This is a genomic window from Aureivirga sp. CE67 (assembly GCF_015767245.1).
GTDB lineage: Bacteria > Bacteroidota > Bacteroidia > Flavobacteriales > Flavobacteriaceae > Aureivirga.
In genome coordinates this window covers 53,435-77,934 of sequence record NZ_JADOTV010000009.1, presented here as the reverse complement: position 1 = coordinate 77,934, position 24,500 = coordinate 53,435, and the positions used below count along the sequence as shown (strand labels likewise).

Genomic DNA, 24,500 nt, shown 5'->3' with positions numbered 1-24,500 from the left:
GAATACCTCTAAATAGTTTGCTCAAACTTAAATAATTAAATATTTTTGCAGAGAATTAAAATACGAAAATATGAGTTTTCACGAAATCATAGATACCATAAATGAAGCTTTAAAATTACCTTTTAAAAATTTCATTGATCCTTCAAAGAGAGTTCATTTTTTGTATTTAGCTACAACTATTTTGTTAGCACTCTATGTTTTCATACAAACAAAAACACACAAAAACTTCTTCAAATTTCTTTTTCATAAAAAAGTTTGGTTCGGAAAATCTGCCAAAATTGATTATAAAATTATCTTTTTCAACAGTTTTGTAAAAGTTTTATTGATTGGTCCTTTTCTTATTTTAAGTTTATATATCGCATATTATGTAAATGAATTTTTATTGCACAAATTTGGTTATGATGCGGTGAAACTTTCCGTTACAGAAACTTTAATTTATTACACAATCACTCTGACCATTCTGAATGATTTCTTTTCTTTTTTCATTCATTATTTGATGCATAAAATTCCTTTTTTATGGGAATTTCACAAAATCCATCATTCTGCTACTTCGCTAAATCCTTTTACACAATATCGATTACATCCAATTGAATTATTAATCAACAATGCAAAAAACATCATCATTGTGGGATTTGTAACAGGTCTTTTTGATTTTATGTCCAATCATCAGATTGAAAAAGTAACTTTTTATGGAGTGAATGTTTTAAGTTTTATTTTCTTGTCTTGGGGAGCAAATCTTCGTCACTCTCATGTAAAACTTACTTATTTTAATTTCTTAGAATATATTTTAATTAGTCCTTTTCAGCATCAAATTCACCATAGTCAGAATCCAGAGCATTTTGATAAAAACATGGGGTCTAAACTAGCAATTTGGGATTGGATGTTTGGAACTTTAGTTCGTTCAAAATCTGTAAAGCGAAAAATAAAATTCGGAATTGGTCTTGGAGATGATAAAAATTACGATACTTTTTGGAAAAACCTTCATATGCCTTTTACAAATTTATTTAGAAAAGTAATTTATTCAAAAGACAAAAAATAATTTATTTTCTGTACGCATATAAACGAATTTTATTTTCATAATCTTCAAGAACAAACTGACCTATTTTCTCAATTTCAGATTTTATATCTTCTATGTTTTGAGAAAACTGTTTCTTCCCTGCTTTAAGATTGTCTAAATTTCTCCAGTCTTCATATTCTTTAGGAAATTCAATCCATTCTACTTCTTTATATTCTATTGGTTCTAAAAAATAAGGTGGACAATCTACATCTGAAAATAAATAACCTTCTACTTCCTCATTATAAATCAACTTATATTGAATATAAATCTCATCAAATTTCAAGGTTAAAGCATCAATTAATTTATACCATTTCGTATTATTTAAAAAAGAAGCTGAATATTTTTCTCTAATTATTTTATCTACTTTTTTAGAATTGTATTTTGATGTTTTATACAAACTTTCACTCATTTTACAAATTTCAACAAATATAAAATTATCTACAACCAAATCATGTCGGTGTAATTTTTTTACAAACAAAAAACCGTGAAAAAATTAATTTCCACGGTTTTCACAAAATATAATTAAAAAAATCAATGTTCCATAATCTGACGAATGATTGTCGGATCTTGAATTTTATCGTCTTTCGCTAGCAATAACATTTTAGAAATAATCTCAGCAGTTTTTGGATCATCATCTACGAATGGTAAAAATATTTTTCCTCTGTGTTGTGAATGAACTGGTAGAATATGCATCGTGCTTCCTGCAATTTTATGTGTGATTCCACTTCCTAGATGCAGAGAATATTCTTGATGTTTTCCTTTGATAATAATATGTTTTTCTTTGAAAGTCACATTATCTAATTTAAACAACATTGCCGTTTCTCTAGCAATGGAAGCTCGTAACTCAATAGAAGATTGACTCGTTTCTGGATCCACTTCTCCAACATGTGCAACCGAAACCACTAAATCAATATCTCTCATAATTTCAGAGAAAACTCTTGGAGAAATATCAGAAATCAATGTTTTTGACCAAGAATTTCTTTTATAAAAAGCAATTCCTTCAATTGTTGGGCTTTCTACATCTGATGGATAATACCAATCAGCATAAGCCATCAAATTCACCATGAAATTTTCATTATGGAAAACTTTTTGTAATCCTTCTTCATAATCCAAAATCCAACCTTGTGTTTTCAATAAAGCCATTGTTTTTCTAGTCTGAATCTGATGTCCAGCATATCTTCTAGAAATATGATTTTCTTCTTTTTCATCTTCTGTCGGAAGATATAATTCACGGAAAATTTGCTTAAATGGTTGTCTAACTTCATTTACAAAACAATATCTTTGATAAGCTGACCATTGTTTAGTTGCATATAAATCTGTACAGTGTGCAATTTGTAAATCTTCAGAAATCTCAACAGTTTCCGCATTTGGTGAAACTAATTTTCCATCTTTCCAGAATCCATGATTTTCTCCTGAAATGAAAACTAAGTCTTTAATAATTGGAGAAATTACTGGATGCTGCATCAAGTTTTCAACTTCAGAAACTTTAAACAAATCTCCAGAAATCATAGCTTCTTCCAAACTTTTTCTTGTTCTTCTATATTGTTCTTGAAGTCGTTTTACATTATTTTTCAAAGCAACAACTTCTTTGTTTTTACGAAGTTTCGCTGGAATAGATTTTAAAGTTTTATCATTTCGAGTAATTTTTAAACTGGCTTTTCCAATTTCATCAATTTCTAGAGAAATTCTCACATTATCCAATTCTAAAACAGCATTTTCTAAAATCTGTGCAGCTTCTTTTGCTTCCATTGCCCAAGTCAAACGAATCGGATCAGGGAAACCAGCTGTTCTTGCTAAATTCTCCATAGAAATTTGGGTTGCCAATTTCTCACTTGCTTGTCTTTGCGAACCAAATTGTTTACTTTCTTTCAAGAAATGTTGTAAAAACTGATAACGAGTCAACATATCTTTCTCTGGATTTGCTCTACTCAAAGGAACTAAACCATAAACCCTTAAATAATCTTGATTTCTCTTGTCTTTTACTCTTTTTCGAACTTCTGTAATTTTCGTTTTCCCAAGAATTACATCCGCATATAATTGTGCTCTTTTTTGTCCTCCAAGACTAATATATTTTGCAGATTTATAAAGCATTTCCCATTTTTTCTTTCCTAAAGCTTTATAAGATTTTTTAAACCAATCTACATCAACAGCTCCATTATTAAAATCATTGATAGAAATCTTCGAATACATTGCTATTTTTTCTTCCGAAGGCTTTGAAGACTCATCTTTCGTATGTGCTTGTAACCACCAAACTGCACTCGTCATTTCCCATTTCAAATTTGCTTCTACAAATGGCAACCATTGCGGAGCAAACATTCCTAAATCCACTAGTTTTTGCTGAGAAATTTTTGAAGATTTCACATAAGAATTAAACAATTCCTGTGTATCTTCTTCTTTCGGAAAACAATGTTCTATTAAATGTGAGAAATTTTCTTTCAAAGACGGATTTCGATTCCAATATCCAACTCCTCCTCTATTGAAAACTTCTTTTCCTAATTTATCGATGAATTTGAATAATAAATCTATTCTATAAATCTTAGAAATACTTGGAATCAATCTACTCACACTTGTTTCTGAAACAGTTCTTTCAAACTCAATTTCTAAAACTCGATTAAGTACAGTTTCTCTCACTTCTTTTAAGATAGGATATTCTTCTAAAGCTTTTCCAAGTTCAGTTTCAAAAACCTGATCATTTCTAAATCTGCGACGAATTTTCCCTGTAAATTTCCCAAGAATTGTTTGCGAAAAACTTGCCCAATACAATTCATCTTTTGTAATTAACCCTAAATCTAAAGCTCTTCCATAAGCACGAATTCCCATCAAATTATATTTATCTGGCGATTGTTCTTCAGAAAAGGATCTGTCCCATTGAGTTACTTTCCAAAAAAGCGTAAATTCTTCATCTGTTCTATCTTTTTCAGATCTAAAATAAAGATCTTCCACATGACTAATCATCGCTGTATCTTTCCAGCTTTTATAAGAATATCCTACTTTTTGATCTGTATAAAAATCTTCTTTCGGAACACAATTTACCAGTGAAAAATATAGAATCTTATATAATTCTTTCTGATTTTCATAAGCATATTTTTTGTGTAAAAGTGCAATCACATTGTTTAAATAATAATCCGCAATAACTTTCTCTCGATTATAACTCAATGGTTGCATAAACATATCTACCTTCTGATAAATCTGTGGGAAATTTTTAGAAAAAGGTCGTCCATAACGAACTAACAAATTCAATAAACATAAATCTTTCGTTGTTAATCCTGTATTTTTATACCAGGCATCCCAAAGTTCTGCAAGTGGATAATTTTCTAGGTAGAAATTATCTTTATTTTTTTCTCGACTAATCTGCTGAAAATAAGAACCAAATAAAACCGTTTCCTTTCCTCCACTATAATTTTCATAAGTATATTCAAAAGTTTCATTTGCTTTCATCAAAGCCAATAATTCCTCGATATCTTTAACAACCTCATCATAAGATTTAGAAAATTTAAATTCTTTCGTAATATCAATATTTTCAAGAATATTATGCTCTGAAATAATATCATAAAAAGCTTCTTTCTTATCCTTCGAATTGTATTTTTTTACTGGATCAAAAGAATAAATTCCACCATAACCATTTTCTAAACTAAAATTCAAAGTAGATTCTTCTGATTGTACCAAAAGATCTAAAGTTTCCTTTTCTTTTTTTGATAATTTTGGTTTTTCTTGATATAGTTTTACAGTTTCTTGTATCCAATCTCCATAAGTAATTTCTTCCTCTGTATCCACTCCTTGCTGGTGCGTAATCGGAAGTTCTAATATATTTTCTTGTTTCTGAAGCTCTACCAAATAATCTAAACCAGAAACTCTTTGTTCTACCGTTTTTTGTTGCAATAATTCATTCGTAAACCAAAGAGAATATTGAAAGTTTTTTTCTAAAATCAGATGACTAACTTTCTTTTTAAGCTGTGCAGATTTACTTTTTAATAAACCAACAAAAACAGGAAGTTCTTCAAAAGAAATAGGTGTTTTTGTGATGAAATCAATTCCTTCTGTTTTCAAGTCAATCGATTTATCTTCTAAAAGTTGAAAAGCAAATTCACGCTGATGTGGTAAAATTTCAGCTTTCTTTTTACCATCTCTTCGATATCCCCATTTATCCAAAACTGCATACATAATACTTCTTCGAGTATCCACAGATCCTTTTTCATAAATAGGAAAAACCAAACGACAATCTTCAGGTTTCTTTAAATCTAAAACACTCAACAAACATGTCGTGATATTCGATAAATTAATATGATAAGTTTGCCAATTAAATAATTTAGATTTAAAAACTTTTCCTTCTTTCGGAATTACCTGAATTAATTTGACCAGAACATTTGTATATTCTTGTTTTTTCTCAAGAGAAAGTGTGTTTTTATAATTATCATAAACACGAACAGCTTCACACTGAATTTGTAAATGATCAAAATGTAAATTTGGTTCTGCTACTAGATTCGCAAAATGACGAAGTTTTGTTTCATTTGCTATTTTAAAAGCAAGTAACTTTTTCTGAATTCTATCATCATTTGCCAAATCAATTAAATAAGGCTCTAAAGAATTTACATCTTCCGTAGCTAAAGCCCAAAGTGCCATATAAGCTTCTGCAGAATCATTACTAAAAACTCCAGATTTAATTGCTTGTTTTTCTTCTAAGAAATGCTCTGCAAGATGGAAGAATTTCTTTACTTGACTTTGATTTTCTGCACTCAATTCCAAACCTGTCCAAGTATCAAAAGCTCTTACAACAGAGGCAAATCGATGCATTTTTTCACGGTTGATTAAAACCACAAAATCTTTAAAAACATTCAACGGACATTGATCTACGGTTTCTAAAATTGTCTGACGCAAACCTTCTTGTCTTTGTGCAGCTAATAAAAGTTTTTTCACAGCCTCTACTCCTTCTTCCGACTGAGAAACCAATAATGCTTTTATCACAGAATGTGAAACTTTATAAGTTTCATGTTCGCCTAAAACGATAGAAATCAATAATTGTTCAAAATCTTTATTTCCTGCTAAAATAGCTCCTGTAAATAGCTCTGTAACCGTAAAACTCGAAATCTCATAAGTATAACTAAATTTCAAGAATTCTTCTAAAGAAAGATTGTATTTAAAATGCTCAATCGCACGAACAATAAAGTTTAATTGATCAATAAAAATATCTTCTGCAATTTGTTCATTTTCGTTATAAGCAACACGGAAAGATCTTCTCGCGTATCCTGACTGAAAAGGCAAAGTTGGAATCACTTTCCAATATTCATGCAAATAAGAAGCAAATTCTTCTCCGAAAATATATTCTAAAACTTCGTAATATTCACTTTCAAAAATATCGTTTGTAACGCATTTTTCTCTAATTTTTAAAAGTTCATTATATCGTTTTCCATAATAATTGATAAACAATTGATTGTAATAACGATCTTTTACCTTTATTCCAAATTTAGCTGGATCTACAAGAATTTGCGTAAATAGAACTTGCTCTTCTGAAAAATTCGAAATTCCTTTCTCACATTCTTCTCGAAGTTTTTTTACATGATTTCTTCTTTGTCTTTTCTGAAGAAAATTTTGCAACTCATTTCTTTCCATGTCTTATTAGTTTTCTGTGATAATTGTTTTTTATATAAAAAGTCTTTTTTATTTATTGCGAAAATAAATTGTCGGACTGCCAAAAGATGTCGGACAAAAAGCTTTTTACAAAAATTCAATTTTATTTAGAGAAAAAAATCCCTGAAAACAGTGAACTTATAAGAATTTTAAAAATAATGATAGAAAAACTTAGTCTAAGTCAATATTTAAAATTGATTATTTTTTGACTTAGACTAGTTTCATTCATTTTTGTATTTTAAATAAAATTACCAACCTCCAGCAAGGAAAGTTAATCGAACAAAAACAAACTCGTCTTTTTCTTTTAGTTCAATTTCTTCTTCTAGTTTTTCAATTTGAGCTTGGTTATGAAACACAACAATTATTCCATCTTTGAACCCATAAAGTACCGTTTCTATTGCTTTTTCTTCGTTTGCTAACTTTGTATTATAGATGTCGTTAAACTTGACTTTTCCTTCAGTCAACTTCGCTTCAATAGTTTCTTCGGATAAAGATTGATCTTTTTGGCTCGGCATAATTCCTTGTTCTCCTAGAAAATTAAACAAGTTTTTTTCTTCTCTTTCTGCATTAAATTCTTCCACTTGCTTAATAACAATTGTTTTAAGAATTTCTTCTAGAGTATATTTTCTATTTTCTTCAAACGGAAACTCCATTTCTTTTTTTGCTAAATATGGCTTTCTCTTCCCTAACTGTTTTACGGTAAATTGTAAAATCATAACAATATAAATTAGTTTTAAAGGTTCAAAAGTATGAAATGATTATTTAGGACTTGACAAACTCTTTTAAATATCTAATCCTTCTTCGTAAATAATTTCTAATTCAAAATCATTAAATTCATTACTTGAAAAATCGTAATATTTTTTTAACAATAATAGTTTATATTGGTTTGGTGCAATTTTTCTGAAATCGATAAAATAATTTTCATCATCTATTTCTAAATTTTCAAATATTTCTTCTTCTGTCATTAAACCAAAACCATCTTGAGCAAATTCAACAAATCCATCAAAAATATATTGTTTCGGAATATAAAATGAAAATAGTTTTTCATTATTTATATATTTTACTTCTAAATCACATGGATTTTTTGAAAAATTAGTCAATTCATCTATTAAATTACTATTTGACTGTCCATCATTATTTAAATCTATAAGTTGACCATTTATTGTTTTTAGGCTTATGACTTTATAATATTTATCAACTGTAGAAAAATCATTATTTTCTTTTGAACAACTAATTAAAAATAATACTAATATAACTGTTAAATATCTCATATTTTAATAATTTTTTCTTTTAAAATTGTTTTATTACTAAACGCTTTCCTAGTAATATTATTTGTAGATAGCTTCCTTTTCCCTAACTGTTTTATGGTAAATTGTAAAATCATAACAATATAAATTAGTTTTAAAGGTTCAAAAGTATGAAAATGATTATTTCAAATCACTTTTTAAGTAATAATAATTCGTTCACAAATAGACGATTTTATTAGTACATTTGCCACAATTAACATAATATTTAAACAAAATGAAAAAGAAAATTTTATTGCTATGTATTTTATCATTAACTGTATTTCAGTTAGTAAATGCTCAAAAAACAATCTACAAAGACACAAAAGAAATTTCATTTTCTCCTAAACTTAAAAAAGGAGACAAATTGAAATATTTGATGGAATTATTCAAAGTAGCTCCAGGTGAAAATAACCTATTAGACACAATTGCGATTACATATAAAATGAATGTATATGTTACATCTGTATCAGATTCAATCTTAAAATATGATGTTACAGTTTCTGAATTTGATGATAAATTATCAAATTACCTATTTAAGAATTTAAAATTGAACATGAAATATAATTTTAATTCTAGAGAAAATACCCTTACAAACTCTAAATTTGATCTTGAATTAATTGATGATGAAGATTTTGAAAAATTGATTAGTTCACAGCTAGCTAATAACCAACAATTATCGAAAGAAGAAGAAATAGAATACATAAAGAACTTTACTTCTAATAGAATTTCAAATTTAATTTTAAGAGATACAGATAGAATATTCTATGGATATAATGAAAAATTACCTTTTAAAAGAACAAAAACAGATACAACAGAAAACAAGGATTTATTAGGTCTTAATGCAAAATTTGTTTTTAAAAGAGAAACTATTAAAGATAAAAAAAGCTACGTTTATTCTTCTTCGAATAATATGCTAAAAAATGACAATTTTACAAAAATGATCTCAGAACAAACTGATGAAGCAATCAAAAAAGAATTTGGTGAAGATGCAAAAGTAGTTCCATCAGAAAATCCTGTAGAAACTTCCTTAGAACAAACAATCCAAAGAAAACACACTTTAAAATTCAACAAAAAAACTGGAATACTAGAGTATTTTAACAAACAATCTAGGCAATCTATTACTGGAGTTGTTGATGTAATAATAAAGAGAACGTTTACATTATTAAAAGATTAAAAAAACATTTTCAAACATCAAGCTAGAAGTATTATTTTCTAGTTTGATGTTTCATTTTTAAAGCATTACTATGAAATTAAAAAACACATTATTTATCCTCTCATTTTTTTGCTTCAACCTATTAATTTTCGGGCAAAAAACCATTCATAAAGACACTAAAGAAATTTCATTTTTACCTAAAATTGAAACGGAACAAAAACTTAAGTATTTAGTGGATTTCACTACACATTTAATAGATGAAGAAACTCGTGAGATTAATAAAGATTCAGCAAGTTATCATCTAAATTTAACTATTCATTCAATAAAAGATTCCCTAGTAAATTATAGTTTTCATTTATCAGATTTTAAACATCCAGCTAAAAATATTTTATATAAAGACATCGTTTTCGAAGGTACTTTTAATTTAAAAAAAAGAAGAAGTTTAAAAATTAAAAATTATGATGAGGCAGAAGATTTATTAAAACAAAACCTTAAAAAAGCAAAAAAGGCAAAGCGAAAAAGTATTACTAAAGAGGAATATGAATTTATTAAAAAATATGCTAAAAATGATTATTCTGTTGTTAATATCTCAGGATTATCTAGTACTATTTTAGATCCATATGCTCAAAAATATTCTTATGAAAGATTCAAAACAGATACAATTCAAAGTGAAGATCTTTTAGGTAATATAGTCCCTCATAGTTATACTACAAGTTTTAAAAAAACAAAAACACATTATAAATATATTTCTCGAAAGGAAATGCATTCTAATTTTAAACATGTATATTCATATAAAGAAGAATCATCTCCAGATATTGAAATTTTTGGACAAAAAATATCTATCATTACTGAATTTAAAATTAATGGTAGAAAAATAGCCCCGAATAATACTATTGAATTTAAACAATCTAAATTCAAAAATATAGACCTACTTTTTAATACCGAATCAGGAATCATAGAATCATTTTTATATCAAGAATATTCTGGATGGGATGATAACCAAGAAACATTTTTGTATATCACTTTCACTTTACTAGAATAACATATGGAAAATTTGATTCAATTCTTTAATGATTTTTTAGAGGTTTATTTGGTAAATAGTTTTTCTTTATACAGCATTTTTTATTTAATACTAAGAATAATTCTAAAAAAAGAACAAAAACTACTTTCGTTTGACAGAGAAGTTTGTCGAATTTTTCCTTTTATCGGAATATTTTATGCTCTAAGTTTTGCTCTTACGTTTTTGATGGATTATTATGATGGTCTCACTTATGATCAATATGAAATACGTTATTTAAAATATATATTCATTTCGAGTGTAATTTGGTTAATTCTTTCTCAATTATTTTGGTTTAAAAAAATACAACAAAACATCACCATAAGAATCATTGTAAGTTTTATTGGACTTATGACTGTTCCAAAATTAGTAATGATTTTTGAAACAATGTTCCTAAGAGATTATCTTCCAAGTAGCTATTCTCTTTCTATTTCAGATATAGTTATAATGTTTTTCTTACAAATAATTTCTATTCTTACAATTACATCTATTTCTATTGGAATTCAAAAATTAATCAAAAAAAAGCCACTGATCATTAATTAACTATGGATATCATCTTTATATTTCTTACAGAACCTGAATTGTATTTTTTTTCAAGTTTTGCGCTGTATTCAATTTTATTTCTAACACTTAAATTTTTCATTAAAAAAAGATTCTTGTTTAAAATAGATCGTGCTGCTTGTACTCTTTTTATGATTTATGGCATTCTATTTTTCTTATTTTATTTATTTAATAAATTCGGAGATTTCATAATTGATGATGGCATAACTGGTGAACTTTTGTATCTAGATAAACGAAATCAAAACATTGATTATCTTATCTTTTTATTAAACTTATTTTGGTTAATTACCTCAAGTTCTTTAATAATACCTATACTTAGAAGGTCTACAATTTTTAGAGTTTTTGTAATAATTGCAGGACTGATCTCTATAAATGAAGAATATTTAAATACATTCAAAAATGCAGTTGTAACAATGTCAACCGAAGTACATTCAACTACTTCTTTAGATCTTATCAAGTTTGTTCTTTTCTCATTATTAATCCTATTTACTTTATTTCTACAATTTTTATTTAGAAAAGGAAAAGAGATATTTATCAAACAAAAAATTAACTAAGCAATATTCCTTTTAGGAAAACAGCTGCAATTGAAAAATAAATCACTAATCCAGTAACATCTACAAGAGTTGCTACAAACGGCGCAGAAGATGTTGCTGGATCTAGTTTGAAACTTCGTAAAATAAAAGGAATCATTGCACCAGCAATTGTTCCCCAAAGTACTACGCCAATTAGAGAAGCAAATATGGTAATTCCGATTAAATACCAATGTGCTCCATAATCATAAATTCCTGCTTTTTGCCAAATCCAGATTCGTAAAAAACCAATAATTCCTAAAATAGCACCGAGCATAAATCCTGAAAAAAGCTCTCTTCGAAGTACAAACCACCAGCTTCTTAAATTTATTTCCTGTAGCGCCATTGCACGAATAATCAGAGTTGCAGCCTGCGAACCAGAATTTCCTCCACTGGAAATAATCAAAGGAATAAAAAGAGCTAAAACAACTGCTTGCGCTATTTCATCTTCAAAATACCCCATTGCAGAAGCAGTCAACATTTCACCCAAAAAAAGTAAAATAAGCCAACCTGCTCTTTTTCCAATTAATTTTTTCAAAGAAGTTTCAGCATACGGAAAATCTAAAGATTCTAATCCCCCGAATTTTTGAATATCTTCTGTATCTCTGGCTTCAATTACTTCTAAAATATCATCAACAGTAACAATTCCTACCAAAACTCCAGAATCTGTAGTTACAGGTAGCACAGTTCGATCGTATTTATCAAAAACAGGAATTGCTTCTTCTTTTGAATTATTTGCAAATAAATTGATGTAACTATCATCTCCCAGCTCTCCCAAAGTGGTGTTTTCATCTGCCAAAAGAATTTTCCCAATCGGAATATCATCAATCAACTTTTGATTTGCATCTACCACATAAACGAAATTTAGCGTATCTGCTTTTCTTCCAACTTTTTTGATGTGTTTTAAAGTTTTTTCTACAGTCCAACTTTTCTTTGCTTGAATATAATAAGGCGTCATCATTCTCCCAACAGCATCTTCAGGATAACCTATCAGACTCAAAGCAATTTTTCGTTCTTCATCACTTAAAAGATTCGTGATATTTTTAATAATATTGTCCGGAAAATCTTCAAAAAGTTTGGTACGATCATCTGGCGCCATATTTTCCAATATTTCTGCCAACCCATCTTTACCAATGGAAGTAATAATATTTTCTTGAGTAGCTTTATCTAAATAAGAAAAAACATCCGATTTTTGCTGAGGCTTCAAAAGTAAAAAAGCTAAAATTTGCTCTTTATCTTCCATGTTGGAAATTTGCTCTGCAATATCACTTGGATGTTTATCTTGGATTGCCATTTTTTATATTTTTTCGAAATAATTTAAAACTTTGTCCCAATCATTAAATTTTTCTGAACCAAAAAGAATCAATTCTCCTTCAAAATGATCTTGTCCTTTTCCTGAAACCTCATTATCAATCAGGTAATTCCCTTTAAGCAAACCTTTATGTGGAGAAATAATCAGATTATGTACCGAATGAAAACCAAGGTGATTTTCAACCCAAATTCGTTTTTCAGAATAACAATGCGGATTTGTAACCGATGGCGAAGTAAGAATATAAACTTCAAAACGATTATCATTTTTAAGAGTTTTAAAAGCATCAATTGCTCCTTCTATTGGAGGAAGGCTTTCCCAAAAACCTAAATTGTTTTGTGGATACTGAACTTCAGGATATTTTTTCTTCACTTCATTGTATCCATACTCGAAATCTACCAAAACACCATCCATATCTATATATACAACCTTCTTCATCATCTTCCATTTAAACAATTACATCTCTAAAAATAAAGCAATTAAAACCGAAATTAAACAAGAAAATGTTAATTTATTTTGAGGAAAAACATATTTTAAAAACACCTTTAGGAAAGTGGTAAATTCTACTTAGAGCCTGTTTAAATTTATATCAAAAAAATTTATGTGCTTCTTAAAAGCTCTTTTTTGTCTTTTTTAATCGTCCATAGCGATGCTATGCACTCCAAAAAAGCCGTCAAAATAGTAATTTAATAAGCTATAAAATAAATTCTGATACAATTTTAAACAGGCTCTTAATTTTTTACAAAATAATGTATTTTTGTTGGGATTTTTTAAAATAAAAAAATAAATGATAGACACAGTTATTTTCGATTTAGGTGGTGTTTTATTAAACTGGAATCCTAGAAATTTATACGAAAAGGTTTTTGAAGGAAATGAAGAAAAAATCAATTGGTTTTTAAACGAGATCTGTACTTCGGAATGGAATAGCATTCAAGATTCTGGATTGAGAACTATGAAAGAAGCCACAGAATTAAAAGTTGCAGAATTTCCAGAGCATGAAGAATTAATCCGCATGTATTATGACCATTGGGAAGAAATGTTTGATGGTTCAATTCCAGGTTCTGTTAAGGTTTTGGAAGAATTAAAAGAAAACACAAAACAGAGACTTTTCGCACTAACAAACTGGAATGTTGAAAATTTTGATTATGCTGAAAATACGTTTCCTTTCTTAAAAAACTTTGAAGATATTTTAGTTTCTGGACAAGAAAAAACGATGAAACCTGATCCTAAAATTTTTAAAATCGCCATTGAAAGATTTGGAATCGAAGCTGAAAAAACTGTTTTCATTGATGATAAACTAGAAAATGTAAAAGCTTTTGAAAAATTTGGTGTGAAAGGAATTCATTTTAAATCTCCTGAGCAACTTAGAGAAAGTTTAAAAGAATTGAATATTTTATAATAACAGAGGTTAGCTTAAAAGTGAGCTAGCCTTTTTAATTTTTTATAAAGTTCTTTTTAAGAATCTTATTCCTCTATTTTACTGTATATTTTCAAAAAACAACTATAAAACATGTTGAATTTTATAAAAAACATGTATAAATAAAGTTTATATCTTAATTCATCAAAACATAATCAATTACAAAAACTCACAATTATTTCAGATACAACTACAATTTAACACTTATTTCATAGTTTTTCCGAAAACTAAAAAAACACTTCATATAAACACTGATTTTTTCCCATTTGAATAGATAAATAAGGTACTTTTAAACAAATCAAAATAATTTTATTATGAAAAAAAAATTACTTCTTATTTGTTTATTTATTGTATTTCAATTAAACGCTCAATACCAAGTTAAAACATTAGATTTTACACAATATTTTGGAGATGACACTGTACAGTATAATTCTGATGATTTATTTTCAGATTTAAAATATTTACCGTTCTCTTTTACTTTTTATGAAAATGTGTTTGATAAACTTGCAATTGGTTCAAATGGTCGAGTTACATTTAGAGAATGGAGTTCTGGAGGATATAGTCCATGGCAAATTGATGAAACGGATGTGTTGCCTTCACTAGATGGAGCATTTGGGATTGAGAACACAATTTATGGTCTTTATCATGATATGGATAATTCACAAAATACAACAGGAGCAGTATACACTTCTGTTTTTGGAGAAGCTCCATTCCGAAAATTTATTATTACATATGACGATATAACTCATTTTTCTGGAAACTGTAATCAGTCAAAAACAACCTTTCAAATAGTACTTTTTGAAGGAATGAATTTTATTGATGTACATATAAAGAACAAAGACCTTTGTACTTCTTGGAATGAAGGAAGAGCTGTTATTGGAATACAAGATGATTCAGGTGTGAATTATACTTCACCAGATGGTCGAAATAACTTTATTGAAGAATTAGAAGAAGAATCTTGGAGATTTATTTTCTATGGAGGTACTTATGAAGCATTTTTATGTGGAAACTCTGCAACTTCAATTTCTTTAGAAGATTTTGAAAACCTTACTTCGGTTTATCAACTAAATGATACTAGCTTTTCTGTTCATACTTCCTTAGCGGATGCAAATAGCAATACAAATCCTGTAACTTTCCCTATGGATATAGCTTTCCCATTACAAGAACTTTTTGTTAATGTGGATGGAAACGTTTTCAATGTGATGATTAACTCAATTGACTGTACGACTTCAGATAATGATGGAGATGGTCTTTCAGCTTCAGATGAAGATATTAACGGTAATGGAATTTTATCTGATGATGATTCTGACAATGATGGAATTCCAGATTTCTTAGATTCAGATGATGATAACGATTATATTCTAACAAATCAAGAACTTGTTTTTTCTGATGGATTTGATAGTGGTATTGTAATGCAATTAGACACAGATAATGATGGAATTCCAGATCACATTGATACCGATGATGATAATGATGGAATTTTGACAATGTTTGAAGATACAAATGGAAATAGAGATTATACGGATGATGATGATGACGAAGATGGAATTCCAAACTACATTGATAATAATGCATTAGATGTTGAAGTAATTGATAATACAAAAGGTAATATTTACCCAAATCCTTTCAATAAAAATATTTTCTTCAATAAAAATTACCATAATGCAGAAGTTAAAATTATAAATATTGACGGTCAGATTGTATTAAAAGGAAATCTTGATAATAACACAAGAAGTATCAATACAGAATCTCTAAGATCAGGAGTTTATCAAGTTTTGATTACTTCTAAAAGAGGAACTGAATCTTATAAAGTATTAAAAATGTAAATTTTAAGTTCAAAAAACATAAAGGCTATCTCATTTTTAAGATAGCCTTTTTTATGTAAATCATTTAGCAATCAATATTTTACCGACAAACTGATTTCCTCCTCCAAAAATTTTAATAATATAAAATCCTTTATTAAAAATATCGGTCTGAATCTTATGATTTGTATACACTGAAGATTTTCGATTGTAAACTAATCTTCCTCTTGTATCATAAAGATGAATTGTGATTTCTTCTGTATTACTTTTCGAAATCATTTCTATATTAAAAAAGTCCAAACTTGGATTTGGATAAATATCAAATGAAAATCCCTCTGGTCTATTTTGTGTAGAATTTGTGTGATATGGATCCAAACGATCATTGTGATAATTAGAAATAACCGATTCGATATAAGCTCGCATCACTTCCGTCTGACCTTCCGAAAACATATACATACAAGCATCATTTGTATAATCCATAAAATTCATTGTCATATTAATACTTCCACACTCCGGAATCATTCCTGGACAACCTGAAGATGGCGAAGCTGCATCCGGAGTATCTTCTATTCCATCATCAATGCTACACCCATTCCCCCAAATATGTTCAAGATTAAAATGATGTCCAAGTTCATGAGTCACAGTTCTCCCTAAATCAAATGGAAATCCAGCTGTAAATTCTCCACAACCAACCGTATTATCACCAAAAGCATCTACATTCATAACAATTGCATCACCATTAAGCGGATTCCCTCCTACTGGCGAATAACCTAAAATTCCTGTACCGATTGGTTTCACTAAAAAATTTAAATATCCTGCCCATTTTAGATCATTATCTCCTCCATCACCAAAATTATATCCAATAGTTACTGCTGGTTCGTTTTCTAAAAGTTCTGGATCTAAATTTGGATGATTTTTAGTAGCAAGAACGAATTTTACATTGACAGCTCCTGTATTAGAATTCGGGTAATTATTTTTTACTGTTTGCCAGTTTGAAATATCTTGATTTGCTCCGTTAAAATCTTGATTTAAAATTTCTATTTGCTTTTGAGCTAATTCTACCAAACACGCTCTGTTGGTTTCACTTCCTGTAGGAAAATGTACAGCAACCGGAATATATAATTCGTTTTGGGTTTTTCTGGATATTTTGTTCTGAATTAAATTCGCTTGAAATAATTCTTGAATTTCTTGATGTTCTTTTTGATATTCAGCATTTTTCATTTTTTCATTCATAAATGCTTCTGAAGCACATCTTTCAATTTCCTGAGAAAAAACATTGTAACTACAAAAAACTAAAATAGAATAGAAAAGTATTTTCTTTTTCATGTGATTTTATTTTAAATTATGTTGAAATATAATTAATTCTAAGCTTCATTTCTTTTAAATTTTCATTAATATTTTCTAATTAAAAACCAATTTTTCTTGTAAAATCTTAATTTTTTAATATTTTAACAAAAAAATAAAAAATCCACATGAAAACACTAAACTTCAGACCACTTAAAAAATCTAATTTATTTTTATTAATCATTTCTTTTCTTTTTATATCAAATATCGGGTATTCACAAGAAAACAAAAATGAAATTACTCTTAAAGGAATTGTTTATGATGAAGATGGACCATTACCAAGTGCAAGCGTTATAATAAAAAATACAACAACTGATACAGAAACAGATTTTGATGGGCAATTCACTATTAAAGTTTCTGTTGGAGATACGATAATTTTTAGTTATGTAGGTTATGATTATCAAGAATATTTAATTACTGAGAAAAATAAAAACAATTATTTTAAAATTGAAATGAAGGCAGATAATATAATAATATGCCTAGATGATCTTAGTTCAAATCAAATTTACCAATCCAAACCTTCCATTTTCCAAAGAATTAAAAACATATTTAAGAAAAAAGAAAACTAAAAAAACATATGAAAAATAACAACCTCAAGATTCGAATGGCAAATCCATGTTCGGAGAAATTTGAAAATTTCACAGCTACAGAAAAAGGTGGATTTTGTCAATCTTGTCAAACAGAAGTGATTGATTTTACAAATATGTCTAAAGAAGAAATTCAAGATTATTTTAAAGATAAATTGAATCAACGTATTTGTGGAAGATTTAAAAAAGAAGATTTAGATTATTCTGTTTCTCATATTAAAAAAATGGAATCTAAAAAATATAAATTTCTAGGAGCTGCAAGTGTTATCGGGTTTTCTTTACTTTCTTTTCTTAATCCAAATTCTGTTTATGCACAAGAAAATACGAATAAAACACATCAAGTAGAAAACGATAAAAAAAACGAAAATACTAACCAAATAAAAGAATATACTGTAAAAGGTATTGTTAGTGATGAAGAAGGAAGTTTACCTTCTGCAACTATTGTTTTGAAAAATTCGACGATAGGTACCGAAACAGACTTTGATGGAAATTTTGAATTTCCAAAAAAATTGAAAGCTGGAGATATTCTCATTTTTAGCTATGTTGGATATGATGATAAAAAAATTAAATTGACTGGAAATGAAATTGATGAAGTGATACTATTGAAAATTACATTAAATAGCAACAACACAAAATTTGAAGAAATCAATCTAGGAGGAGCTATTGCAGAGAGTGAAATTTATGAATCTAAACCTACTTTCTTCCAGAGAATTAAAAATATATTTAAAAAAAAGAAAACTTAAAAAAACATATGAAAAATAACAACCTCAAGATCCGAATGACAAATCCATGTTCTGAAAAATTTGAAAATTTCACATCAACAGAAAAAGGTGGATTTTGTCAATCTTGTCAGACAGAAGTGATTGATTTCACAAATATGTCTAAAGAAGAAATTCAAGATTATTTTAAAGATAAATTGAATCAACGTATTTGTGGAAGATTTAAAAAAGAAGATTTAGATTATCCTGTTTCTCAAATCAAAAAAATGGAATCTAAAAAATACAAATTTCTAGGAGCTGCAAGTGTTATCGGGTTTTCTTTACTTTCTTTTCTTAATCCAAATTCTATATATGCACAAAAAAACACGAATAAAACACATCAAGTAGAAACAGATAAAAAACACGAAAATACTAATCAAATAAAAGAATATACTGTAAAAGGAAATGTAAGTGATGAAGATGGAAGTTTACCTTCTGCATCTATTGTTTTAAAATATTCTCAGATAGGCACAGAAACTGACTTTGATGGAAATTTTGAATTCCCTGAAAAATTAAAAGCTGGTGATGTTCTTGTTTTTAGCTATGTTGGATTTAGGGATAAAGAATATACAATAACTGGAAAAGAATCAGGAGAAGTAATTTCATTAGAAATTATTTTAGACTCTGGTAATGCATTTATATGTGGAATCGAACTTGGAGGAGCTATTGCAGAGAGTGAAATTTATGAATCTAAACCTACCTTCTTTCAGAGAATTAAAAATATATTTAAGAAAAAAGAAAACTAAAAAACCCATATGGAAAATAACAACCTCAAAATTCAAATTCCAAATCCTTGTTCAGAGAAATTTGAAAATTTCACACCCACAGAAAAAGGTGGATTTTGTCAATCTTGTCAGACAGAGGTGATTGATTTCACAAATATGTCTAAAGAAGAAATTCAGGATTATTTTAAAGATAAAACAAAGCAATCCATTTGTGGCCATTTTAAAAAATCACAATTAAGCGCACCTCCTATAAAACAAAAAATCACATCTTTACAACCTAGATTTAAATATTATGGGGCAGCGAGTGCTTTTGGCTTCTCAATACTTTCTTTTTTAACACCAAATAATACCCTAGCGCAAGAAAACAAAAATCAAACACATCAAATAGAAACAAGCGAAATTCAGAAACAAACAGAACAAACAAAACAATTTACTATAAAAGGGACTGTAAGTGATGAAGTTGAAACTTTACTTGGAGCATCTGTTGTTATTAAAGGTACAAGTAGAGGAACAGAAACTGATTTTGATGGGAAATTTACTATTAATGCTTCTGTAGGGGATACATTAGTTTTTAGTTTTGTTGGGTATTATGATAAAGAAGTTCTAATTACTGGAGAAGAAAATCCACTAATATTAAACATTGTTTTGGAAGATGGTGGACAACTATTAGATGGATTTATAATTACTGGAGAGGCTTCAACAGACCAAGTTTACCAATCAAAACCTACTTTTTTTCAAAGAGTAAAAAATATTTTTAAACGAAAAGAAAAATAAATTTAAGTTATGAAAAACAGAAACGAGACTATTTCAGTTCCTAATCCATGTTCTGAAAAATTCAAAAATTTTACACCAACAGAAAAAGGAGGATTTTGTCAATCTTGTCAGACAGAAGTGATTGATTTCACAAATATGTCTAAAGAAGAAATTCTATCATATTTGAAAAACAGAAATGAAAAAGTATGTGGATATTTCCAAAAAGAGCAATTAGACACTAATAATTCAAAAATAATTCCTTTAGAAAAGAAACCTCGATTTAAATATGCTGGAGCAGCAAGTATTATTGGATTTTCTTTACTTTCTTTTTTTAATCCAAATTCTGTTTATGCACAAAAAAACACGAATAAAACTCATCAAGTAGAATCGAAAAAACAGAAAGAAGTTAAACAAACAACAAAATATACTGTAAAAGGAATTGTAAGTGATGAATATGAAGGTTTGCCTTCTGCAACTGTTGTTTTGAAAAATTCGACGATTAGTACTGAAACTGACTTTGATGGAAATTTTGAATTCCCTGAAAAATTAAAAGCTGGTGATATTCTTGTTTTTAGTTTTGTTGGATATCGTGATTTTGAATATAAGATTAAAAGAAAAGAAGAAAATGAAACCATTAATTTAAATATTATTTTAGAGCAAGAATATATTGATGCGGTTATTGGTAAAGTTGCGACTAATAATGTTTACCAATCCAAACCTTCTTTTTTTCAAAGGGTAAAAAATATTTTCAAGAGAAAAGAAAAATAAAATGCAAAAGATTAAAATTTCAATTCCACAACCTTGTAGTGAAAAATTTAAAAACTTCACACAAACTGAAAAAGGTGGATTTTGTCAATCTTGTCAAACAGAAGTCATTGATTTCACAAAAATGTCTAAAGAAGAAATTATAACTTTTTTTCAAAATAAATCATCTAAAAACACTTGTGGAAGATTTAGAAAAGAAGATCTTGATTTTGTACTAACAGAAACTAAAAAAGTTAAACCTAAAAAGTATAATTTACTTGGAGCTGCAAGTATTATCGGGTTATCATTTCTTTCTTTTTTTACTTCAGGAACAACTTTTGCTCAAGGAAAACCTTATTATATAGAAGAAAATAAACAGGCAACTCCAAAGAAAAAAACAAAAAATGAAAAAAAATATTCTGTAACAGGTACAACATATGATGATACTGGAATATTTCCTGGTGTTGATATATTTCTTAAAGGCTCAAACATTGGAACTTCATCAGACATAAATGGGAAATTTATTTTTCCTGAAAAATTAAAAGAAAATGACATTCTTGTTTTTAGCTTTATGGGCTATGAAGAAAAAGAAGTTATAATTAAAAAAAATAAAAGAGAAGATATTATAATCCTTGATATCATTTTAGAAGATACTTCACATGCTTTAGGAGAATATGAAGTCATTGTAGAGAAACCTAATCTTTTTCAACGATTTTTAAATTTATTTAGAAAAAAAGATGCATAAAAAATACTTATTAATTTTCCTTTTTACCATTTATAGTTTTTCAATTAATGCACAACAATCCGATTTTGGAGAAATTGATTTTAAAAAAGCAGACTCCATTGCTGCAATTTATAAAGGTGAAGATTTAAAACATTTACATATTCTAACTTACAAACTAACTAATTCTCTGGAGACAGATGTAGAGAAGTTTAGAGCAATCTACAAATGGGTATGTGATAATATTAAAAATGACTACACAGCTTTTTCTACAAATCGAAATAAGCGATACAAATTTCGTAATGACAGTTTAAAATTACGAGAATGGAATAGTCACTTTGTTCCGATTGTGATCAAGAAACTTTATGAAAAGAAAAAAACGCTTTGTACTGGCTATGCCTATCTAGTCAAAAGAATGGCGAATATTGTTGATATTGAATGTGAAATCATAAACGGATATGGTAGAACTCCTGCAATTGTAGATGAGAAAAATAAAATTCCAAATCATTCTTGGAATGTGGTTTTATTAAAAGATAAATGGTATTTGTGTGATCCTACTTGGTCTAGTGGTTATACGGATTTGGATGTAAATCGTTATATTTTTGAATATGTTGATGGTTATTTTTTGACCAATCCGAGATTCTTTTCTAAGACACATTATCCTTTAGAAAAAAAATGGCTTTTGACAGAATCAAATCTAGCATTAGAAAAATTTCATGAAAGTCCACTTTTATACGAAAAGGCTTTTAAACATAAATTATTCCCTGTTTCTCCTTCAAAAATGAATATTAGAGTTTCTAAAAATGATACACTCACTTTTGTTATGGAACAAGAGCAGAAAAATAGAAATCAGAAAATAGATTTGATGATTGTTTCAGGGAAAAATACTATCAGAACTAAACCTGAAATTATTTATAAAGAAAATGGAATTGTAGAACTGAAAAGAGAATTTAAAACTAAAGGTACTTATGATGTTCACATTCGTGTTGATGGAGAAGTTATTTGTACTTATGTTGTAAAAGTGGTTCGTAAAAAGAGGTAAAATTTAGTTGATATTGAAATATCTCATTTACCCACACCTGGCGCACTTTTGTGAAGTGTGCCTATTGTTTCTAATGATTATATGAATATGATTTAGAAAATTTTACAAAAAAATATACTTCTTTCCTCTTTTTTTAAGAAAATTTATATAACTGTAAAAAGCGACACTATAGTCGTTGTTTAATCTTTAATATTTTAAATAAAAAATACTTATAAACTTTAAAAATAAAACTCATTATATAAATATTTAATAATTTATTATATATTTGCAGCCGGATGTAGAAAATATAAGTTTTAAATCTAGCATTAAGGAAGAGATTGGGATTTGGAACTACTGCTTATAGACTTCAACTGTTTATATACCTTAATCATTGTAATTGAAAATCAAACACAATTATTAATATAAACAGTTATTTATGAAAAACAGATTTTTATTTAGTACCCTTTTAGTTTTATTTATTACTGTATTTACAGCATGTAAAAATGATGATGATTCAACTAATTCAACAACTAAAACATACCCTAAAACTTTTGGAATTTTTACGGTAGTAGATGCTAACACTATAACTATGGATGGTGAAATTGGTCATAATTCTAAGAAAAACTTTGACAAACTTATTGCTGAGTATTCTGAGATTAATCAGATTAATATTGTTGAAATTCTTGGATCAAATAATGATGAAGTGAATCTTCAATTATCTAAAACGGTTTATCAAAACAACATCAATACACATCTTAATGATAATGGATTAATTGCTTCAGGTGGTGTTGACTTTTTCTTATCAGGGCATAAAAGAACAAAAGGAACAAATACAAAAATTGGTGTTCATTCTTGGGGAGGTGAAGACGATAACGGAAATGAAGTTACTGCAACAGATTTCCCTGAAGGACACGAATATCATTTACCATATATCGAATATTACAAATCAGTTGGTTTTTCACAAGAAGAGGCTGAAGCATTTTACTATTTCACGATAAATGCTGCCTCTTTTGATTCTATTCACTGGATGACAGATGCTGAAATTGAACAATATAAACTTCTTAAAGAGTAAATTTTTGACACAAAATATGGTTCTTACCTTAAAGTAACTTTCCCTTATTATTTACTTTTCCCCTTGAAATCATATTTATTAAGCTACTCCTTCATACGAGTAGCTTATTTTTTTATGTGTGTACTACTTTTTAATTTTACTTACAAATTCTTAACTACTTTTTAACTTTTTTATTAATTTAGCAAGCTATTTATAAAAAATTGATTTTAAATGAAACTTATCAAAAGTACTATTTTAGTATTGGCAGCTTCTATCTTATTTACAAGTTGCGCCTCAAAGTATGAACTAATTAAGCCAAAAACTCTAAACTACAGCAATGTAAGTATAGACAAAGGTGTTTCCGTTAGTTATAAATACAATTTACTAGATAAAAGGTATGCAAAAAAAGAAGAAAAGAAAGGTGTAAAAATTGTAGCTATTGAAATTAAAAACAACTCTGGAAAAGATTTAGTATTAGGTAAAAATTTTGAATTAGAATATTCAAATGGAAAAAAGCTTTATACAATAAATAATATGGAAGCCTACAAGATGGTAAAGCAAAGTACGGCTATTTATTCACTATATTTCTTATTATCGTTTTTAAAATTTGAAGTTACAAAAACTACACCTAATGAAATTAAAAAAGATTCGTATCCTGTAGGACTTATCGTGGGACCTGGAATTGCTGTCGGAAATATGGTTGCTTCTAGCAATGCTAATGGAAAATTCGAAAAAGAAATGATGGAATATGATTTAACAAATGCTGTTATCAAAAAAGGAGAAACAAAGTATGGATTAATTTCTGTTATTTCAGACGATTATCAAGAAATTGTTGGTAAAATAATCAACTAAAAAATATTACATTATTTTAATTATAGCTTTTTAGAAAAAATCAATTCTAGAAAGCTATTTTTTTATGTGTATATTTGGTTTCTTTTAAAAGAACTCGTTTAAACTTTT

Annotated in this window: 23 protein-coding genes; 16 read left to right on the top strand and 7 right to left on the bottom strand. The window is 27.9% G+C overall.

Annotated features, from left to right (window positions below; translation table 11 throughout):
* The first annotated feature begins 70 nt into the window (after positions 1-70).
* Entirely contained in the window at positions 71-1,039 is a 969-nt protein-coding gene (locus I0K12_RS12035; protein ID WP_196888364.1) for a sterol desaturase family protein, read from the top strand.
* A 1-nt stretch (position 1,040) separates the two neighbouring features.
* On the opposite strand, the gene I0K12_RS12030 is transcribed toward I0K12_RS12035, so the two are convergent.
* The 4 genes from I0K12_RS12030 to I0K12_RS12015 all read right to left on the bottom strand — a co-directional run bounded on the left by I0K12_RS12030 (position 1,041) and on the right by I0K12_RS12015 (position 7,953).
* Complete coding sequence (locus I0K12_RS12030) at positions 1,041-1,466, bottom strand: DUF6678 family protein (protein WP_196888363.1); 426 nt, start codon at positions 1,464-1,466, stop codon at positions 1,041-1,043.
* Between the two features lie 122 nt (positions 1,467-1,588).
* The gene (locus I0K12_RS12025; protein ID WP_196888362.1) at positions 1,589-6,664 is read right to left on the bottom strand and encodes a DUF4132 domain-containing protein; all 5,076 of its coding nucleotides are present in this window, start codon (positions 6,662-6,664) and stop codon (positions 1,589-1,591) included.
* A gap of 266 nt (positions 6,665-6,930) precedes the next feature.
* Positions 6,931-7,398, bottom strand: a complete 468-nt coding sequence (locus I0K12_RS12020) for a hypothetical protein (RefSeq protein WP_196888361.1) — start codon at positions 7,396-7,398, stop codon at positions 6,931-6,933.
* A 66-nt stretch (positions 7,399-7,464) separates the two neighbouring features.
* Entirely contained in the window at positions 7,465-7,953 is a 489-nt protein-coding gene (locus I0K12_RS12015; RefSeq protein ID WP_196888360.1) for a hypothetical protein, read from the bottom strand.
* A gap of 250 nt (positions 7,954-8,203) precedes the next feature.
* Between I0K12_RS12015 and I0K12_RS12010 the strand changes: the two genes are divergently transcribed.
* From I0K12_RS12010 to I0K12_RS11995, 4 genes are all read left to right on the top strand, one after another.
* Positions 8,204-9,142, top strand: coding sequence for a hypothetical protein (locus tag I0K12_RS12010; RefSeq protein WP_196888359.1), 939 nt, complete (start codon positions 8,204-8,206; stop codon positions 9,140-9,142).
* Positions 9,143-9,212: 70 nt separating this feature from the next.
* Positions 9,213-10,163 carry a hypothetical protein gene (locus I0K12_RS12005; protein WP_196888358.1) on the top strand — a complete coding sequence of 317 codons (951 nt, stop codon included), beginning with the start codon at positions 9,213-9,215 and terminating at the stop codon, positions 10,161-10,163.
* Positions 10,164-10,166: 3 nt separating this feature from the next.
* Positions 10,167-10,721 (top strand): hypothetical protein, encoded by a 555-nt coding sequence (locus I0K12_RS12000; protein ID WP_196888357.1) that lies wholly within the window; start codon positions 10,167-10,169, stop codon positions 10,719-10,721.
* Between the two features lie 113 nt (positions 10,722-10,834).
* Positions 10,835-11,293: a hypothetical protein gene (locus I0K12_RS11995; protein ID WP_196888356.1), complete on the top strand. Its 459-nt coding sequence runs from the start codon at positions 10,835-10,837 to the stop codon at positions 11,291-11,293.
* On the opposite strand, the gene mgtE is transcribed toward I0K12_RS11995, so the two are convergent.
* Together mgtE and I0K12_RS11985 are read right to left on the bottom strand one after the other, a co-directional pair.
* Positions 11,286-12,602 (bottom strand): magnesium transporter, encoded by a 1,317-nt coding sequence (mgtE, locus tag I0K12_RS11990; protein WP_196888355.1) that lies wholly within the window; start codon positions 12,600-12,602, stop codon positions 11,286-11,288. The genes I0K12_RS11995 and mgtE overlap by 8 nt on opposite strands.
* Positions 12,603-12,605: 3 nt before the next feature.
* Positions 12,606-13,055 carry a 5' nucleotidase, NT5C type gene (locus I0K12_RS11985; protein WP_196888354.1) on the bottom strand — a complete coding sequence of 150 codons (450 nt, stop codon included), beginning with the start codon at positions 13,053-13,055 and terminating at the stop codon, positions 12,606-12,608.
* 349 nt (positions 13,056-13,404) lie between these two features.
* On the opposite strand from I0K12_RS11985, the gene I0K12_RS11980 reads away from it, so the two are divergent.
* Both I0K12_RS11980 and I0K12_RS11975 read left to right on the top strand, forming a co-directional pair.
* Entirely contained in the window at positions 13,405-14,016 is a 612-nt protein-coding gene (locus I0K12_RS11980; protein ID WP_196888353.1) for an HAD family hydrolase, read from the top strand.
* Positions 14,017-14,348: 332 nt separating this feature from the next.
* Positions 14,349-15,860 (top strand): T9SS type A sorting domain-containing protein, encoded by a 1,512-nt coding sequence (locus I0K12_RS11975; RefSeq protein WP_196888352.1) that lies wholly within the window; start codon positions 14,349-14,351, stop codon positions 15,858-15,860.
* A gap of 60 nt (positions 15,861-15,920) precedes the next feature.
* Here the strand turns inward: I0K12_RS11975 and I0K12_RS11970 are convergent, their stop codons facing one another.
* Positions 15,921-17,162: a zinc-dependent metalloprotease gene (locus I0K12_RS11970; RefSeq protein ID WP_196888351.1), complete on the bottom strand. Its 1,242-nt coding sequence runs from the start codon at positions 17,160-17,162 to the stop codon at positions 15,921-15,923.
* 146 nt (positions 17,163-17,308) lie between these two features.
* Between I0K12_RS11970 and I0K12_RS11965 the strand changes: the two genes are divergently transcribed.
* From I0K12_RS11965 to I0K12_RS11925, 9 genes are all read left to right on the top strand, one after another.
* The gene (locus I0K12_RS11965; RefSeq protein WP_196888350.1) at positions 17,309-17,749 is read left to right on the top strand and encodes a carboxypeptidase-like regulatory domain-containing protein; all 441 of its coding nucleotides are present in this window, start codon (positions 17,309-17,311) and stop codon (positions 17,747-17,749) included.
* Positions 17,750-17,757: 8 nt separating this feature from the next.
* Positions 17,758-18,510 (top strand): carboxypeptidase-like regulatory domain-containing protein, encoded by a 753-nt coding sequence (locus I0K12_RS11960; RefSeq protein WP_196888349.1) that lies wholly within the window; start codon positions 17,758-17,760, stop codon positions 18,508-18,510.
* An 8-nt stretch (positions 18,511-18,518) separates the two neighbouring features.
* The gene (locus I0K12_RS11955; RefSeq protein ID WP_196888348.1) at positions 18,519-19,271 is read left to right on the top strand and encodes a carboxypeptidase-like regulatory domain-containing protein; all 753 of its coding nucleotides are present in this window, start codon (positions 18,519-18,521) and stop codon (positions 19,269-19,271) included.
* A 9-nt stretch (positions 19,272-19,280) separates the two neighbouring features.
* The gene (locus I0K12_RS11950; protein WP_231372754.1) at positions 19,281-20,024 is read left to right on the top strand and encodes a carboxypeptidase-like regulatory domain-containing protein; all 744 of its coding nucleotides are present in this window, start codon (positions 19,281-19,283) and stop codon (positions 20,022-20,024) included.
* Between the two features lie 9 nt (positions 20,025-20,033).
* A complete protein-coding gene (locus I0K12_RS11945; RefSeq protein WP_231372753.1) occupies positions 20,034-20,771 on the top strand; it encodes a carboxypeptidase-like regulatory domain-containing protein in 738 nt (245 codons plus the stop codon).
* Position 20,772: 1 nt separating this feature from the next.
* Positions 20,773-21,492 carry a carboxypeptidase-like regulatory domain-containing protein gene (locus I0K12_RS11940; RefSeq protein ID WP_196888347.1) on the top strand — a complete coding sequence of 240 codons (720 nt, stop codon included), beginning with the start codon at positions 20,773-20,775 and terminating at the stop codon, positions 21,490-21,492.
* Positions 21,485-22,510 (top strand): transglutaminase domain-containing protein, encoded by a 1,026-nt coding sequence (locus I0K12_RS11935; RefSeq protein ID WP_196888346.1) that lies wholly within the window; start codon positions 21,485-21,487, stop codon positions 22,508-22,510. Before I0K12_RS11940 ends, I0K12_RS11935 begins: the two co-directional genes overlap by 8 nt.
* A gap of 415 nt (positions 22,511-22,925) precedes the next feature.
* Positions 22,926-23,561, top strand: a complete 636-nt coding sequence (locus I0K12_RS11930; protein ID WP_196888345.1) for a hypothetical protein — start codon at positions 22,926-22,928, stop codon at positions 23,559-23,561.
* A gap of 210 nt (positions 23,562-23,771) precedes the next feature.
* A complete protein-coding gene (locus I0K12_RS11925) occupies positions 23,772-24,392 on the top strand; it encodes a hypothetical protein (protein WP_196888344.1) in 621 nt (206 codons plus the stop codon).
* Positions 24,393-24,500: the final 108 nt, after the last annotated feature.